14 protein-coding genes are annotated in these 18,435 nt (G+C 35.2%); 7 read left to right on the top strand and 7 right to left on the bottom strand.

The features are described from left to right. Positions 1-50: 50 nt before the first annotated feature. The 6 genes from HM987_RS05380 to HM987_RS05355 all read right to left on the bottom strand — a co-directional run bounded on the left by HM987_RS05380 (position 51) and on the right by HM987_RS05355 (position 7,725). Positions 51-992, bottom strand: coding sequence for an NAD-dependent epimerase/dehydratase family protein (locus tag HM987_RS05380; protein ID WP_179009907.1), 942 nt, complete (start codon positions 990-992; stop codon positions 51-53). Positions 993-1,566: 574 nt separating this feature from the next. Then, positions 1,567-2,544 carry an SDR family oxidoreductase gene (locus HM987_RS05375; RefSeq protein ID WP_179005929.1) on the bottom strand — a complete coding sequence of 326 codons (978 nt, stop codon included), beginning with the start codon at positions 2,542-2,544 and terminating at the stop codon, positions 1,567-1,569. Continuing rightward, positions 2,544-3,839 carry a nucleotide sugar dehydrogenase gene (locus tag HM987_RS05370; RefSeq protein ID WP_179005927.1) on the bottom strand — a complete coding sequence of 432 codons (1,296 nt, stop codon included), beginning with the start codon at positions 3,837-3,839 and terminating at the stop codon, positions 2,544-2,546. The genes HM987_RS05375 and HM987_RS05370 overlap by 1 nt, the downstream gene beginning before the upstream one ends. Further along, positions 3,836-4,426: a sugar transferase gene (locus HM987_RS05365; RefSeq protein WP_229724611.1), complete on the bottom strand. Its 591-nt coding sequence runs from the start codon at positions 4,424-4,426 to the stop codon at positions 3,836-3,838. Before HM987_RS05365 ends, HM987_RS05370 begins: the two co-directional genes overlap by 4 nt. Before the next feature lie 20 nt (positions 4,427-4,446). After that, positions 4,447-6,918: a polysaccharide biosynthesis tyrosine autokinase gene (locus HM987_RS05360; protein ID WP_179005925.1), complete on the bottom strand. Its 2,472-nt coding sequence runs from the start codon at positions 6,916-6,918 to the stop codon at positions 4,447-4,449. 6 nt (positions 6,919-6,924) lie between these two features. Continuing rightward, positions 6,925-7,725 (bottom strand): polysaccharide biosynthesis/export family protein, encoded by an 801-nt coding sequence (locus HM987_RS05355; protein ID WP_179005923.1) that lies wholly within the window; start codon positions 7,723-7,725, stop codon positions 6,925-6,927. Positions 7,726-7,825: 100 nt separating this feature from the next. On the opposite strand from HM987_RS05355, the gene HM987_RS05350 reads away from it, so the two are divergent. The 6 genes from HM987_RS05350 to secA all read left to right on the top strand — a co-directional run bounded on the left by HM987_RS05350 (position 7,826) and on the right by secA (position 16,513). Continuing rightward, positions 7,826-9,688: an ABC-F family ATP-binding cassette domain-containing protein gene (locus HM987_RS05350; RefSeq protein WP_179005921.1), complete on the top strand. Its 1,863-nt coding sequence runs from the start codon at positions 7,826-7,828 to the stop codon at positions 9,686-9,688. A gap of 182 nt (positions 9,689-9,870) precedes the next feature. Next, on the top strand, positions 9,871-10,641 hold the full coding sequence (locus HM987_RS05345) for an O-methyltransferase (RefSeq protein WP_179005919.1): 771 nt from the start codon (positions 9,871-9,873) through the stop codon (positions 10,639-10,641). 87 nt (positions 10,642-10,728) lie between these two features. Next, the gene (locus tag HM987_RS05340) at positions 10,729-11,418 is read left to right on the top strand and encodes an ABC transporter ATP-binding protein (RefSeq protein ID WP_179005917.1); all 690 of its coding nucleotides are present in this window, start codon (positions 10,729-10,731) and stop codon (positions 11,416-11,418) included. Between the two features lie 445 nt (positions 11,419-11,863). Then, positions 11,864-12,439 (top strand): cob(I)yrinic acid a,c-diamide adenosyltransferase, encoded by a 576-nt coding sequence (locus HM987_RS05335; RefSeq protein ID WP_179005915.1) that lies wholly within the window; start codon positions 11,864-11,866, stop codon positions 12,437-12,439. A 244-nt stretch (positions 12,440-12,683) separates the two neighbouring features. Further along, positions 12,684-12,905, top strand: coding sequence for a DUF2795 domain-containing protein (locus HM987_RS05330; RefSeq protein WP_008272287.1), 222 nt, complete (start codon positions 12,684-12,686; stop codon positions 12,903-12,905). Positions 12,906-13,153: 248 nt separating this feature from the next. Then, the gene (gene secA, locus HM987_RS05325) at positions 13,154-16,513 is read left to right on the top strand and encodes a preprotein translocase subunit SecA (RefSeq protein ID WP_179005913.1); all 3,360 of its coding nucleotides are present in this window, start codon (positions 13,154-13,156) and stop codon (positions 16,511-16,513) included. 300 nt (positions 16,514-16,813) lie between these two features. Here secA and HM987_RS05320 read toward each other — a convergent pair whose 3' ends face one another. Next, positions 16,814-17,104 carry a GIY-YIG nuclease family protein gene (locus tag HM987_RS05320; protein WP_179005911.1) on the bottom strand — a complete coding sequence of 97 codons (291 nt, stop codon included), beginning with the start codon at positions 17,102-17,104 and terminating at the stop codon, positions 16,814-16,816. 646 nt (positions 17,105-17,750) lie between these two features. Between HM987_RS05320 and HM987_RS05315 the strand changes: the two genes are divergently transcribed. Further along, positions 17,751-18,434: a hypothetical protein gene (locus HM987_RS05315; protein ID WP_179005909.1), complete on the top strand. Its 684-nt coding sequence runs from the start codon at positions 17,751-17,753 to the stop codon at positions 18,432-18,434. The last annotated feature ends 1 nt before the right edge of the window (position 18,435 follow it).

The raw sequence follows: 18,435 nt of genomic DNA, 5'->3' as shown, positions 1-18,435 counted from the left end.
AGTTATGCTTGCGAATATAAGAAATGAAATAAAAACATATAACTTCATTTCTAAGCTTTCTGAAATGTGGATATATTATAGTGCTGTATCATTTTGTCGATGCCTTCATTCAGACTTATCAAATCTCTACCCAGTAGATCCCTCATTTTAGTAATATCAGGACATCTTCTTGTCATATCGCCTTCTTTTAAAGATGAAAGGAAAGTGATTTGAGATTTTGAACCTGTTCGCTCTATGATCCTAAGCGCCAACTCTAATATGCTAATCTCTACATCATTTCCTACGTTGAGCACTTCGTTGATGTAATTGTCATCCTCCAAGGCACTAAGACAGGTATCTATATTATCATCAACGTAACAGAACGAACGAGTTTGGTCTCCTTTACCATAAATTGGAATAGGTTGATCGTTCATGGCCAATTTTATAAATCTCGGCATCACAAAATCATCACTTTGCGAAGGCCCATATGTATTAAAAAAGCGAAAAATAGTATAGTCTAAATCATATTCCCGCTGATAGGATCTAAAAAATGCCTCACCCACATTTTTAACAATGGCATATGGTAATCTACTATTTAATGGTGTTGTATTTTCATTTTGCGGAATTTCGAACGGTTCGCCATAAACTTCGGATGAACTTGAATAAAATACGCGCTCTACTCCAGAGTTTTTCGATAATGACAATATATTTTTAATGCCATCAATATCATCTAATACAGCAATTGGATTTTCTAATGTTCTTTCCACGCCAACAACTGCTGCAAAATGGAATACATACTTGAATCTAAAGGTGGCAAAAATAGACATGATGTCTTTGTAGTTATTGACATCTGCCTTAATAAATTTTATATTATCCCGAACGGGAACTTTGAGTCTGCTACCCGTGGATAAGTTATCTATTATAACAATTGTAACATTTTTTTTTAACGCCAGTTTAGACGCTAATGTACTTCCTAACTGACCTGCTCCGCCAGTAACCAAAATATTTGTCATCAATTAAAAACTATTTAATTTATAGATTAAACTCGAATAACCCTTTTGAATGTTAGTGTATCGATAGATATCGTGTTAAAATTAATTTGACTTGTTAGTGCCAATTTTAATTTATGCAGAATCACACTTAAACTTTGCCAAAATATCCATTGTTATCGAAGCTATAAAAAACTATGAAAGCTAGTAATGATAAAATGTGATTCAAAAGATAAATGGTCTCAGTAAATTAAAAAAGTTTAAACGAGTTGATTGTAATTCTCGGGAAATATACTATCTTTTTTAATATTCTGATGTACAGTTATATATCAATTTTAGATTTTTCTTTAGAATCAGCGTCCTGTGAATTACTACTAAGTTGCCCTAAAATGGATTAAAACATAGGGTTTTACAGATTTATTATGGACAGGAATTAAATTTGGCAACTATTTACCACTACGAAAGAAACACCCTTATTTTGCCTTAATCTTAAAAGGATTTATGATAATTTATGACATTTTAACTTTAGTTTCAATGGTAAAAGTATCGTAAAAAAAACAAAAATCAACTTATTTTGATATCAGCTAAATTGTGATCATTAATTAAAATAGTCCCAAGTAATCTTCAAACCTTCCCTTACAGTATATTTTGGTTTATAACCTAATAGTTTTTCGCCTTTAGAAATATCTGCTAAAGAATCCCTAACATCACCTTGTCTGTTTGGACCATATATGGCTTTTAAGTCTGAATCTGCTGCAAGCCGAAGCGACTCCCATAAGTAATTGATGGTAATACGCTCACCACAGGCCACATTAAAGACTTCATTTTTTGCATCATTAGAAGCAAAGAATCCTTTTACATTAGCTTGAACAACATTATCTATAAAGGTAAAGTCCCTAGTTTGCTCTCCATCGCCGTTTATTTTAGGCGAATTATTATCTTTCAAGGCCTGCATGAACAAAGGAATCACTGCTGCATATGCGCCATTAGGACTTTGCTTTGGTCCAAAAACATTAAAATATCTTAAACCAATAACATCAGTATCATAAGTAGTACCAAATACATCGGCATACAATTCGTTGACATACTTTGTAACAGCGTAAGGTGACAACGGTTTTCCGATGGTATCCTCGACTTTTGGTAATGCTTTACTATCTCCATAAGTTGAACTTGACGCTGCGTATACCATACGTTTTACCGTTGGACTATCCTTCAAAGCAATCATCATATTTAAAAATCCGGAAATATTAACTTCATTCGTTGTAGCTGGATCATTGATAGAACGTGGTACAGAACCTAAAGCGGCTTGGTGAGAGACATAGTCCATCCCATCCATTGCCATTTTACAAGTGTCCAAATCCCTAATATCGCTTTCTATCAATTCGAAAGCAGGATGGTCCATAAACTCTGTTAAGTTTTCGCGGTGACCGTTAGAAAAATTATCTAAAACCCTAACTTTTTTAGCGTTATACTTCAGTAAGTATTCTGTAAGATTAGAGCCAATAAAGCCTCCACCTCCTGTGATTAAAAAACTTAACTTTGATAGGTCTGTGGTGTGATGTGGGTTTGAATACATTATAATCTTGCGTCTATAGTGTCTATTGGAAGTAATGATTTTACATCGAAAACAACACTGGTTTGTTTTTTCAACTTAGTGATATCCAGTTTTAAGAATTCGTTATGTGAAACTGCTAAGATAACGGCATCGTAATCTGAACTTAAATCACCAAAATCGTTGATAAGGTCTAAATTATACTCATGCTTTACTTCTTCTTTCGATGCCCATGGATCATAAACATCTACATTGACATGATAAGTTTCTAATTCTTCTATAATATCAATAACTCTAGAGTTTCTAATATCTGGACAATTTTCTTTAAAAGTAATTCCTAAAACTAAAGCTTTTGATCCTTTTATGGTAGCTCCTTTTTTAATCATCATCTTTACCGTTTCCGTGGCAACATAGCTTCCCATACTATCGTTCATTTTTCGACCGGCTAAGATAATTTCAGGATTATAACCAGACTCAATTGCCTTTTGTGCCAAATAATATGGATCGACGCCAATACAATGACCACCAACCAAACCTGGCGAAAACTTTAAGAAGTTCCATTTGGTACCAGCAGCTTCCAAAACAGCTTTAGTATCGATATCCAATAGTCTGAATATTTTTGATAATTCGTTGACAAAAGCAATATTGATATCGCGTTGTGAGTTCTCAATCACCTTTGCCGCCTCAGCTACTTTAATGGAAGGTGCTAAATGCGTTCCTGCTGTTATAACTTTTAAATATAAATTGTTAACTTTTTGAGCTATCTCTGGTGTAGAACCTGAAGTTACCTTTAAAATTTTAGTAACTGTGTGCTCTTTATCACCTGGATTTATGCGTTCAGGTGAGTAACCTGCAAAAAAGTCTTCATTATATTTTAATCCAGAAAATTCTGCTAGAATCGGAACACAGATATCTTCAGTTGCTCCAGGATAAACAGTTGATTCATATATAACGATATCATTTTTAGACAATACTTTCCCAACAGTTTCACTTGCTTTTATTAATGGTGTAAACACGGGCTTATTTAAAGCGTCCGTTGGTGTTGGTACGGTAATAATATAAACATTTGTTACTGCCAATGCCTCTACATTATCTGTTATATAAAGTCCTTTGTTAGCATTCAAATCTGTAGTTAATACTGATTTTAAATTATCGTTTTCGACTTCTAATGTTTTATCGACACCATTATTTAATTCACTGATACGCTGTTTATTGATATCGAAACCAATAACAAAATATTGTTTTGCAAATTCTACGGCAAGGGGCAAACCGACATAGCCTAAACCTATGATTGCAATTTTATCTTCTGAATGTGTCATTTGTTTAAAGTAGATTTTAAAATGAGTTTCAAATCTAAACAAAAACTGTAATTCATAACATACTTTTTATTGATTTTCACTTTATCTACCCAAATAATCGTTCTATTGTAGTGATCCGGATCTTTTTGCCGTTCTAATACGTATTCTTCATTCCTGTATTTTAAGGATGCAGGACCGGTAATCCCTGGTTTGACTTTTAAAATAATTCTATCATCACCCTTTAATTCGTCAGCAAAACCTTGCAAATCAGGTCTTGGGCCCACAAAACTCATATCACCGATTAAGATATTAAATAGCTGGGGAAACTCATTTAGTTTTGTACGTCTAAAGAATTTTCCGATCGGTGATGCATACTGATCAAAATGACCTAATTGATGCTCGCCGTCTTTTAATGTTCTTATTTTATATATTTTGAACAATTTGCCATGTTGACCAACGCGATATTGAGAAAATATGCCAATTTTTTTCGTATCTATAGTCGCAATAATCACAAGTATTAGAATAGGAACTATAATTAATGGCATTACTATAATTACCAAAACCACATCAAATAAGTGTTTGACCTGAAGTTGAGTTTTAGTAATCAAAATATAGGAATTAAAACCGATTAAATTCTTTTCAAGAAATTCTTAATTTTTTTTAATATTGAAATATTATCCTTTTCGTGATAGGTATTCCCATAAACTCCGTAACCATAACCATAACCATAGCCATAACCATAACCATAATTGTGATTGTTCTTATGTCTGTAGAAATTAAGAACAAAACTAACGTTTTTCAATTCACCACTACGATGCTTAGCATTAACCAGTTGAAGCATGCCTTTTTTGGTATAATCTAAACGCACCATAAAAACAGTAGCATCTGCATACTGTGTTAATTCTAAGGCATCAGTAACCAAACCTAATGGCGGCGTATCTAAAATAATCATGTCATACTCTCGCTTAAGCGTCGCTATCATTTCCTTCATCTTACTACTCATTAACAATTCTGAAGGATTAGGAGGAATAGGACCTGAAGGGATAATGTCTAAGTTATCAATATGAGTATGCGTTGAAATCTCATCTAAAGTGCTATCTCCAATAAGATAATTAACCACACCTTTATCGTTGGTAATATTAAAATCACCAAAGATTTTTGGTTTTCGCAAATCAAGTCCTAGCAAAATGGTCTTTTTTCCAGAAAGTGCATAAACTGTAGCAATATTAATAGATGTAAACGTTTTTCCTTCACCGCTAACTGAAGAGGTTATCATTAAAGTCTTTGCTCTTGTATTCTGCTCTTCCTTATTAAAAATAAACTGTAAACTCGATCTAATCGCCCTAAAGGATTCGGCTACTGCAGACTTTGGCTTCTCATAAGCTACCAAATTGTTTTTATAACGGTATTTACCAATTAACCCTAAAATAGGAATATTGGACAATCTGACTACCTCATCCGAACCATGAATGGTGTTATCTAAAAGATATACAATAAATATTAAAAGTAAAGGCGTAAAAAAACCTAACATTAGCCCCATCATATAATTGAGGGATTTATTAGGACCTATTAAACCTCCACCTATATCTTTAGCTTCATCAACAATGCTTAGATCAGAAACATTTGCAGCTTTTACAATGGCAGCTTCACTACGCTTAGCTAAGTAAATATTATACGCTTCTTGGCTAATATCTAATTTTCGTTGAATCTTTAAAAACTGTTGTTCGTCTTCAGGCAACTCCCCTAATTTGGACTCAAGATTAGCAATTTTACGAATCAAATTCGCTATTCCTACGCCAATTGTTTCCTTTGTTGCATCTATTGTTTCAAGTAGCACATTTTTCTCAGAGTCGATGCGTCTGTCCAACTCCCTAAAAAGACCTGACCCTTCTTTAGTTGTGTACTCAAGATTTTGGCGTTCAGCAGCTAAAGCAACAATTTTAGAAACACTATTGAGAATATTGTTTTCATCTATACCGACACTTGTTGGTGCGGCAATATCGGTATAATCGGTTTTGGTATTCAAATAAACCTCAAGATTCTTTAAGTAGTCTAATTTTGATTCTTCATCTTGTTTTTCCAATTCAATTTGTCGAAGTTCATCTGAGATCTGAGCAATTTCGTCACTAACATTAAACACCTTATTATCTCTTCGAAATTGATTCATCTCATCGTTAAAATCCTTGAGGTTCAAATTTACAGCTGCCAGACTACTATCAATAAATTTAATGGTATTGGTGGCATATAAATTTTTACGTTCTAGCTCAGCTTCACTTAAAATAGCAGAGGTAGCATTGAGAAAATCTACAATCTTAGCTTTATTGTGGCCAGACAATTGCAGTTTCAAAACAGATGAAGAAGCTTCCGAATAAGTTGATATTGCAAGATTTGACTTATAAGCATTTACAACGCCATCAAAATTACTAAACTTAAGAAAAAACTCTGCTCCTTTCTTAATATTACGTTGCGGTTTAACTAGAATTTGTCCGTTAAGAAACGGTAAGTTAATGGTTTCTCCACTTTTAAACGATTTTTTAAAAACGCCGATTGGAACCTCAACTCTAGTCTTTGATTTATCACCAAACTTTTGACCTGCCGCACTACTTTCTTCAAATGCAGTAAATACTTCGAATTCATTCTCATTTAAAAATCTTATTCCCACAGGGTAATTAAGAATTTGACTCTTAGACTTATCAATAATAAACTCAAAAGGAGCGCGTTTATAAATGTCGATTTTACGATACTTCCCTTCTTCTAAATATTCCATATAATATTGAAGAGAATCCACTACTTTTTCATTATGGGTACGGGTTTTAATAGCTGTCATTACCTTACCTACTTTACCTGAAACTCCACCCCAATTAAATGATATACTTGTATTCGCCGTAAAAAAGGGATTCTGATCATTATCTATGGAAATTAAGGAATCTAGCCTATAGACATTTTGTTTGCGTACATTAACAAAGTAAGCTATTAATAAGGCCGCTCCAATACAAACCAGAACAAACTTCCATAAATTTAAAACTTTAAAAAGAAAACCCCTAAAGTCAAATGTCATACTTTGAGACTCTGCATCTTCGAACTCTTCGTATTCTCTCATAATAAATTATAGTCTTGAATAAAGTAAGATTCCAGTAGTAAGTAGCGAAAGAATGGAAGCTATTGTTGTAATACTAGAAATTGCCGTTGTTCCTGTTCCGAGAGACTTCTGTTTTAAAGGTTCTACATAAATAATATCATTAGGCTGTATGTAATAATACGGTGATTGCATAACCTTTACATCGGTTAAATCCAAACTATGTATTTTTTGACCTTGAGGATATTGTCTAATAATTTTGACATCTTTTTTATTCCCAGTTACAGGTATTTCACCAACATTGGCAATAGCTTCAAAAATGTTTACACGTTCAGTAAACAACACCTGACTTCCAGGATTACCAACTTCCCCATTGGCAGTATATCTTAGACCAGCAAGTTTTACAGTGACAAAGATATTAGCCGTTTCTTTAAACTGCTCTTCAAGTAATTTTTTTTCAATATTTTTTTCAATTTCTTCAGTAGTAAACCCTAAAACATTTATGTAACCCAAGGTCGGTATCCTTATATTACCATGAACATCTACTGTAAACCCATCAAAATAAGCCCGCTCAGCGCTACCAGCATTTAAATTCGTATCTCCTGCCGGGTTTAAAATAGATACTGTTTCTTGATCCAATGCCTTTACTCTGACATTAAGAATATCATTAACTTGAATTCTATAAGGTTTCTGAATTTCGGTTAAATTATTTGGAATGCTATCATAATTAGCATTCTCTTTATTTTGTAGATATATAGTGTCCTTATGAGGGATACAAGAACTAACAATGACACAACTCAACAAAATAATCAAAAGCTTTATCCGCTTCATATATATAATGGATCTTTAGAGACAAATATAATGTATCAATAGTAATATCAAAACTAATACTATTATTTTTGGTTTATTTCCGTTCTTTGCAAAAAAAAGTTTGAATTACCTCAACGTAGAAAACATATCAAAATCTTTTGGAGAACTCGTTCTATTTAAAGATTTATCCTTTAGCATCCATAAAGATCAAAAGATTGCTTTTGTGGCTAAAAATGGAAGTGGAAAGACGTCTATCCTTAATATTTTATCTAGCAAAGACACACCTGATGAAGGGCAAATTGTCATTAGAAAAGGGCTTCGTCTGGCATTTCTGGACCAAGAACCCGATTTGGACCCTAATCTCACACTCGAAGAAACCATTTTTGCTTCAGATATTCCAACCATCAAAATTATTGAAGCTTACGAAAATGCGCTGAAAAACCCTGAAGACACAAAAGGGTATCAAAAAGCATTTGAGGCTATGGACAGAAACAATGCCTGGGAATTTGAAACGCAATATCAACAAACACTTTCGCAGTTAAAGCTAGATGACTTATCCTTAAAAGTGAACACACTTTCCGGTGGGCAAAAAAAGCGCTTGGCACTAGCACAATCCCTGTTGAGCAAACCAGATATTCTAATTTTAGATGAACCGACGAACCATCTCGATTTAGAAATGATTGAATGGTTGGAAGACTACTTTGCCAAAACACAACAAACCTTGTTTATGGTCACACACGATCGCTATTTTTTGGAGCGGGTTTGTAATGAAATTATAGAATTAGATCAGGGACAACTCTACACCTACAAAGGAAACTATTCGTATTATTTAGAAAAAAAGGAAGCCAGAATCGAAAACGAAGCGACCGAAGTTGGTAAAGCCAAGCAACTTTTTAAAAAAGAACTCGAATGGATGCGTCGCCAGCCAAAAGCGCGTACAACAAAATCCAAGAGTAGAATCGATGATTTTTCAGAAATAAAATCGAAAGCCCATAAACGTCGAAATGATCACCAAATTCAGTTGGAAATCAATATGGAACGTTTAGGCAGCAAGATTATTGAATTTCATAATGTCTCTAAATCATTTAAAGACAAAACTATTTTAGATGGTTTTGAATACACCTTTAAAAAAGGCGAACGTATTGGTGTCATTGGAAAAAACGGAACTGGAAAATCCACATTTCTTAACTTATTAACCCAAAGCTTACAACCAGATGCTGGAAAAATTGTTATTGGAGAAACGGTTAAAATTGGTTATTACACGCAAGGCGGAATTAAAGCAAAACCCAACCAAAAGGTCATTGATGTCATCAAGGAGTTTGGCGATTATATTCCATTGGCCAAAGGCCGACAAATTAGTGCCCAACAATTGCTAGAACGCTTTTTATTTGACCGTAAAAAACAATGGGATTTTGTGGAAAAACTAAGTGGTGGAGAACAAAAACGACTTTATTTATGTACCGTTTTAATTCAGAACCCTAATGTGTTGATTCTCGATGAGCCTACAAATGATTTAGACATTGTCACATTAAATGTACTAGAAGATTTTCTAATGGATTTTCCAGGCGTCCTGCTTGTCGTTTCGCACGACCGTTATTTTATGGATAAAATTGTAGATCATATGTTTGTCTTTAGAGGCGAAGGCGTGGTTGATGATTTTCCGGGAAACTATTCAGATTTTAGGGCTTATGACAATAGCCAAACAAAGGAAATTGAGCCAGCCGAAAAAATCGATAATACCAAAGCTGTAAAACAAAACGAAGCCAATAAGTTAGATTACAACGAACAAAAAGAATACAAGAATTTAGAATCTAAGATTCGCGCGTTGGAATTAGATAAAACAACATTGGAAGCGAAATTCCTTGATCCTGATTTATCACAAGACGAGATTAAAAAACTCTCCGATAAGCTTCAAATAATCATGGATACGATTGAAGAAAAGGAAATGCGTTGGTTTGAGTTATCTGAGAAATTAGAAAACTAAAGTCTCTCGCAACGGCGCAAAGGCGCAAAGTAAAAATAATCAATACTATCTTTTTTTATTTTTTATAGAAGATGAAAGATTATAAAAATATTAGTGTTTAATTTCGTCTTTAAACGCATTACCTTTTTTTTAACCGTAACACTTTGCCCCTTTGCGCGAATAAAAAACCGTGCGAGAAACATATGTACCAAATAAAAGAATACATAAAATTTCTACTAAACTCCACAAACCAACACGGCGTCCACTCCCCTTTTGTCTATAATTTCATAACTAAATGTCTTTATGATAAAACAGCATACGAAGCTTACACTAAACTCCTTGACTATAAGAAAACGTTAGAAAACTCAAAGACGATATTACAAATCACAGATTTTGGAGAAGGCTCTAAAACACTTGACGCTCATAAAAGAAGAGTCAGTAAAATGGCCAAAACATCCAGTAGTTCAAAAAAAGATGCTCAACTCTTATTTAGAGTTTCTAAATATTTCGACTTTAAAAACAGTTTAGAATTAGGGACCTCTTTAGGCATGGGAACTTACGCCTTGTCATTAGCGAATTCCAATGCCACAATTACAACTATTGAGGGTTGTCCAAATACCTCGGCATTTGCGAAATCCCAACTTGAAAATCAAGGTGTTAAAAATGTAGAATTCTTAATAGGAAATTTTAACGATACTATTCCAAATATAAAAAACAACCAATTCGATTTCATCTACTTCGACGGCCATCATAATAAACAAGCAACCATTCAATATTTTGAAACTTTATTGCCCAAAACCCATAATGAAACCGTTTTCGTTTTCGATGATATTTATTGGTCCAAAGGCATGACCGAAGCCTGGGAATATATAAAAAACCATAATGCCGTAACCGTAACTGTAGATGGCTTTCATTTAGGCTTCGTATTCTTCAGGAAAGAACAAGAAAAAGAACATTTTAAAATCAGATTGTAACAACCTCAAAACTTTGACGTCCTATTGTATGAAGTTATTTAATCCTGTATCTTGCAGGAACATTTTCACAACCAAGACACTTTAACTATGAACGGCAACGTCATTGAAATTAGAAATATCATTAGGGATTTTAAATTAGGACAAGAAATTGTTCATGTTTTAAAAGGCATTGATTTAGACATTAAACGTGGCGAATATGTGGCAATTATGGGACCATCTGGTTCTGGAAAATCCACACTAATGAACCTATTAGGCTGTTTAGATACACCAACGGCTGGCTCTTATAACTTAAACGGAAATGACGTAAGCCAAATGACTGATGATGAACTCGCAGACATTAGAAATACTGAAATTGGATTTGTTTTTCAAACTTTTAATTTACTGCCAAGAACAACCGCTTTAGATAATGTAGCGCTACCGATGGTCTATGCTGGAGCATCCAAAAAAGAACGAGAAGAACGCGCTTCACAAGTACTCACTGATGTTGGACTAGCAGACCGAATGGATCACAAACCCAATCAACTTTCTGGTGGTCAAAGACAACGAGTTGCAGTCGGTAGAGCTTTAGTTAACAAACCATCCATCATCTTGGCTGATGAGCCAACCGGGAATCTCGATTCTAAAACAGGTACTGAAATCATGGCCCTCTTCGATGAAATTCATAAATCTGGAAATACGGTTATTATGGTAACGCACGAAGAAGAAATCGCAGCTCATGCTAAACGTGTTATTCGTTTACGCGATGGTGTTATTGAGAGTGATACTTTTAATGTGTAACAAAGTCATCAATGAGCTGTCGCCAGTTGGCAGTGACACAAACTATACAGTAATATTCTTAGAAAGTCATATTCTAAGAATTAGAACATAACAATAGTTTATACTCAAGTCCCAAATTTCGACAACGTCGAAAAACATCAAAATTCAGAAATAATGAACGAAGAAACGTAATTGCGAAGCGCAGCTTCAAGCATGAAGTTTCGAAAGAGAATGGTGCTTTAGCAATTTCCTATATTTTGATTGTGATTTTTTGGTTCGTTTTGTATCAAGACAAAATGAACTATTAAACAGAAAAAAGATTCACATGTTCTACGTCCATATGAATTGGAAAGCAAACTTATAATAAAGCACATTTCCTTATTTTTTATTTGGAACTCTGCATATTTAAGTAATGTTTCCCATCATAAATCCTTAACTTTGAATACCAAACTTTAAACAACAAACCTTGAAAATATATACAAAAACAGGAGACAAAGGCACAACAGCACTTTTCGGTGGCACCCGTGTTCCAAAACATCATATAAGAATAGAAAGCTATGGCACTATTGACGAGCTTAACTCGCACATTGGACTCATAAGGGATCAAGACATTGATCAACTTTACAAAAACACTTTGATGCATATTCAAGATCGACTATTTACAGTTGGCGCTATATTGGCGACAGATCCTGAAAAAGCAACTTTAAAAAATGGGGAGCAACGCTTAAAAATTCCGAAGATCTCCAACGAAGACATTGATAAACTAGAAAAAGAAATGGACATTATGGAAGACAGTCTTCCACAAATGACGCACTTTGTTTTACCAGGAGGACATCAAACTGTGTCATTCTGTCACATTGCACGCACCGTTTGCCGTAGAGCGGAACGTTTGGCGTCACATCTTAATGATTTAGAACCGTTTCAACCCGAAACCCTCATGTATATCAATAGACTATCTGACTATCTTTTTGTATTGGCACGGAAGTTGTCACATGATTTGCAAGCTGAAGAGATAAAGTGGATTCCTGAAAAGACCTCTTAAATCTGAAGCCTTTAGAAGGTGAATAATGCAATATGTCTTCTAAATATGTTGAAAATTACACGTTCTTTTTATTAATGAATAAACATTTATAAGTGAAATTTGAAGGATTCAAAACACCTAACTATAAATGTTCAGCAAGACCGATAAATGAATTTATTTAAGTCATGAGCTAATTAATTTAATTTTTTCTTGAATTGTTCAACTAAAAAATTATTTTTGCAAAAATTAAATTACACACACAATTATGTATTGGACATTAGAATTAGCATCTTATTTAAGTGATGCACCTTGGCCGGCAACAAAAGACGAACTCATTGACTACGCAATTAGAACAGGAGCGCCTCTAGAAGTTGTTGAAAATTTACAAGCAATAGAAGATGAAGGAGATTCTTACGATTCTATTGAAGAAATTTGGCCAGACTATCCAACAGATGAAGATTACCTCTGGAATGAGGATGAATACTAACATATAAAATTATCACAAAAAAGTCTCTTGCGTTATCATAACTGGGAGACTTTTTTTATTTTAAGATGGTTTTTTTATCTGATCTGAAATATAAGATACTTTCTCACTGACCGCAGTCGAAGTGCATTTGTATTTCGATATAGGAAGCGCTTAGACGACGCTCAGCATGACATCGAGTAAATATTAAACAATTAACTGAAATAACAACTAAGGATTGAAATCATTCAATCCATTACAAAATATATAATATGACTTTTTTAGACAAAGTACTTAAAGTGTTTGTTGGAGATAAATCCAAACAAGACGTAAGTGCAATTAAGCCCATTGTTGAAAAAATAAAGACCTTCGAAAAAGCGCTAGAAGCCTTATCACATGATGAACTTAGGGCAAAAACAGCTGAGTTCAAAAACATAATAGCAGAAGCAAGGCAACCGCTAAACACAAAAAAAGAAGAACTTTTAGAAAAAGCTAAAGTCACGGAAGATATTGACGAACGTGAAGATATATATCTTGAAGTCGATAAAATTGATGATGAAATCTATGATGTCACCGAGGGTGTTTTAAACGATATACTTCCTGAAGCCTTTGCCGTTGTAAAAGAAACCGCTAAGCGATTTGTACACAACACAGAAATTCCTGTAACGGCAAATGCTTTTGACCGTGAAATTTCTGGAGAAAATGATTATGTAACCTTAGAAGGTGATCAAGCGATTTGGTCAAACTCTTGGGATGCAGCCGGAAAACCAATTACTTGGGACATGATTCACTACGATGTGCAGTTAATTGGTGGTGTGGCTATGCACCAAGGAAAAATTGCAGAAATGCAGACAGGTGAAGGTAAAACTTTGGTCGCAACGCTTCCTGTATATTTAAATGCATTGGCCGGAAAAGGGGTTCACTTAGTAACCGTAAATGATTATTTAGCTAAACGAGATAGCGCTTGGATGGCGCCAATATTCCAGTTTCATGGTATGAGTATCGATTGTATTGATTACCACACGCCAAATTCTGATGCACGTCGCAAAGCCTATAACGCAGATATTACTTACGGAACCAACAACGAATTCGGTTTCGATTATTTACGTGATAACATGGCTCATTCGCCAGATGACTTAGTACAACGTCCACACCATTATGCCATTGTCGATGAGGTCGATTCGGTATTGGTTGATGATGCACGTACACCTTTAATTATTTCAGGTCCTGTGCCAAAAGGAGACGAACATGAGTTTGATGCTCTGAAACCTAAAGTTCAGCAAATTGAAGACGTCCAACGAAAATATTTAGTCGGTGTATTAGCCGAAGCCAAAAAATTAATTGCTGCCGGTGACACTAAAGAAGGTGGTTTCCAATTATTAAGAGCGTATAGAGGTATTCCAAAAAACAAGGCTTTAATTAAGTTTTTATCTGAAGAAGGGATTAAACAATTACTTCAGAAAACTGAAAACTTCTACATGCAAGACAACAATAGAGAGATGCCTAAAGTTGATGCAGAACTTTATTATGTGATTGATGAAAAAAATAATCAGGTGGAATTGTCTGATAAAGGTGTTGAATTCCTTTCAGGTGAAGATGATCCAGATTTCTTTGTGATGCCAGAAATGGGAACAGAAATCGCTAAGATTGAAAGCAAAGGCTTATCGTCTGAAGAAGAGGCCAACCTCAAGGAAGATTTATTTAGGGACTTCGGTGTTAAGTCGGAACGTATTCATACACTCAACCAATTATTGAAAGCTTACGCCCTTTTCGAAAAAGACAACCAATATGTGGTTATGGACAACAAAGTGATGATTGTCGATGAGCAAACGGGTCGTATTATGGATGGTCGTCGGTATTCTGACGGATTGCATCAAGCGATTGAAGCCAAAGAAAATGTAAAGATTGAAGCGGCTACACAAACATTCGCTACGGTAACCCTTCAAAATTATTTCAGAATGTACCGTAAACTGTCTGGTATGACGGGTACTGCGGTAACAGAAGCTGGCGAACTTTGGGAAATCTACAAATTGGACGTGGTTGAAATTCCAACCAACAAACCAATCGCTAGAGATGATAGAGACGATTTAGTGTATAAAACAAAGCGCGAAAAATACAACGCAGTTATTGATGAAGTGACCGAATTATCTAAAGCGGGAAGACCAGTTCTTATTGGTACAACCAACGTTGAGATTTCAGAGCTTTTAGGTAAAATGTTGAGTATTCGTAAAATAGACCATAATGTCTTAAATGCGAAACAACATAAAAAAGAAGCGGAAATTGTAGCACAAGCTGGTAATGCAGGCCAAGTGACTATTGCCACCAACATGGCAGGTCGTGGTACGGATATTAAATTGAGCGACGAAGTGAAAGCTGCAGGTGGTTTGGCCATTGTTGGTACGGAGCGTCACGATTCGCGTCGTGTCGATAGACAGTTGCGTGGTAGAGCTGGTCGTCAAGGAGATCCAGGAAGTTCACAATTTTATGTGTCTTTGGAAGATAACCTAATGCGTTTGTTCGGTTCTGAACGTATCGCAAAGATGATGGACAGAATGGGATTGAAGGAAGGTGAAGTCATTCAACATGGCATGATTTCCAAGTCTATTGAACGTGCGCAGAAAAAAGTGGAAGAAAACAACTTTGGTGTTCGTAAGCGTTTATTGGAATATGATGATGTAATGAACGCACAGCGTGAAGTGGTTTACAAACGTCGTCGTAATGCCTTACATGGCGAACGTCTGAGAGTCGATTTAGCCAACATGATTTACGATACTTCTGAAGGTATTGCGCTCACCAACAAAGATGCTAACGATTATAAAAACTTTGAGTTCGAATTGATCCGTTACTTCTCAATGGAATCACCTCTTTCTGAAGCTGAATTTGGAAAAAAGAGCGCTCAGGATATTGCTGGTATCATTTACAAAGCTGCCTTTAAGCACTACAGGGAAAAAATGCAACGTGCAGCGGATTTAGCATTTCCTGTAATTGAAAATGTATATAACACACAGCGCGATAAGTTTAAGCGTATCGTGGTACCATTTACAGATGGCGTAAAAAATCTTCAGGTGGTAACAGACTTGGAAAAAGCCTACGAAACTAAAGGAACGCAGCTGATCAATGATTTTGAAAAGAACATTACATTAGCAATTGTAGATGATGCTTGGAAAACGCATTTACGTAAAATGGACGAATTAAAACAATCCGTTCAGTTAGCTGTTCATGAGCAAAAAGATCCACTATTAATTTATAAGTTCGAATCTTTTGAGCTGTTTAAGTTGATGATTGACCAAGTGAATAAAGATGTCATATCATTCTTATTTAAAGGTGAAATTCCACAGGAAACAGCAAACACCATTCAAGAAGCCAGAGCACGTAAACAAGAAAAGTTGGAAACGCAGAAAGACGAGATTCCTAATATGGACGAGCGTGCTGCCCAAAACAGACAGGCTGGAGAAGGCGCTTCTCGCCAGCAACAGCAAGTAGTTGAAACCATTGTTAGGGAACAACCAAAAATTGGACGTAACGATCGTGTGACTATTAAACATGTGATGAGTGGCGAAGCCAAAGAAGTAAAATACAAGCAAGCGATTCCGTTGATAGACAAAGGAGAATGGGTTTTGGTGAATGACTAACCCAATTCCTGCGAACGCAGGAATCTTATAATAGAACCTAAAAATCCTGATGCAACCCATCAGGATTTTTTAATGATGACAAATTAAGACCACTGCGATTATAAGATATATCCAAAACTTATAATCATGAAAAAAATTGATGTACTATGCGTCGTCACTTCGAGTGAAATTTTCGCTTTTCAGAAAATTTTGTATCGAGAAGTGCCACATTGAGCGAAGTCGAAATGCACTACAATTAAAATAGTTCTCGATACTATTTTCTCATGCTTCGAAAATCACTCGAACTGACAGTAAGGGTTATTAGTGGAATCTCTTTTTAGCCAAATTCGGTAATTTATCAAAATCCCCATTAATTAAAGCTTCCTTTTTTGCTCTGGACCATTTTTTAATCTGTTTCTCGCTTTCAATCGCTAAATTTATATCTGTAAACTCCGCATAGAAAACCAATTCCAATGGTCGTCTTTTATAAGTATAACTATCTTTATGTTTTCCTATTTGGTGTTCTGAAAATCTTTTGGTTAAATTAGATGTCACACCTGTATAATAAGAAGCGTCCGAACATTTTAAAATATATACATAAGATAGTTTCATGGAATAAAGATATAAACTTCCTGATTTAATTGGTTCTCGTTAGTCCTGTAGTCGAAGTACATCACTCCTACCTCACAAATCACTGTAATTGAAAGCAAAGGTTCAAATGAAAAACCATCGTCACTTCGAGTGAAATTTTCGCTTTTCAGAAAATTTTGTATCGAGAAGTGCCACATTGAGCGCAGTCGAAATGCACTATATTTAAAATAGTTCTCGATACTATTTTCTCATGCTTCGAAAATCACTCGAACTGACGGTAAGGACTATTTTTCAAAACTTTTTTTAGCCAAATTCGTTAATTTATCAAAATCCTCATTAATTTAAGCTTCCTTTTTTGCTCTGGACCATTTTTTTATCTGTTTCTCGCTTTTAATTATTGATAGTTCTGCTCAGCGTAGTCGAAGTACATCACTCGCACCTCAAAATTCAATCGAACTGACCGTAAAGTTTAACCTGCATTACCATCGTCACTTCGAATGAAAATTTCATTTTTCAGAAAATTTTGTATCGAGAAGCTATTTTAAACTACATATACATAGCACCACTCATGGAATAACGCCTGAATTTTATTAACTTTAAAACTCACAAAAGCTAACAACCCATGACATCAAAGATTCACAAATTCCATAAAAAAAATCAAAGCAAGATGAATAAACACCTCGTTACAGCGTTCATTTTTACAGGACTATTATTATCCTGCAACTCAAACGACAAAACTGAAACAACGGTAGAAGCATCCTCTGATATAGAAATTACAGAAAAAAGCAGTACAACAGATAAGTCTAAAAATTTAAAACCAATTGATACTGACGAAGCTTTAATCGCCACCGCATTAATAGCGGCTCCAGAAGCCAGTAGATCGGGATGCAAAGTGATTGGTCATAACATGGCTGGCGAATTTGTAACCCTAAAAGAAGGCAGCAATGAATTTATTGTACTAGCAGACGATCCTGAAAAGGATGGCTTTAGTGCAGCATGTTACCATAAAGACCTCGAACCCTTTATGGCAAGAGGACGAGCATTAAAAGCCGAAGGCAAAAAACACCAAGAGATATTTGATATCCGTGAGGAAGAAGTAAAATCGAGCCAACTTAAAATGCCTACGGGAGCAACCTTGCACGTGTATTCCGGACCAAATACGCAATACGACCCGAACACCTCAAAAGTCGATGGCGCGCAACACCGTTATGTGGTGTATTTGCCTTTTGCTACGGCTGAATCGACAGGGCTGCCGGAAGCACCAGTAGCGTCCAACCATCCTTGGATTATGAATCCTGGAACCCATAGAGCACATATCATGATTTCGCCTTTGCCAGAGGGAAAGGAGTAAC

It is taken from the genome of Winogradskyella forsetii, assembly GCF_013394595.1.
In the GTDB taxonomy this organism is placed as follows: Bacteria; Bacteroidota; Bacteroidia; order Flavobacteriales; family Flavobacteriaceae; genus Winogradskyella; species Winogradskyella forsetii.
The sequence above is the reverse complement of the archived record's forward strand: the minus strand, read 5'-3'. Positions and strand labels throughout refer to the sequence as shown.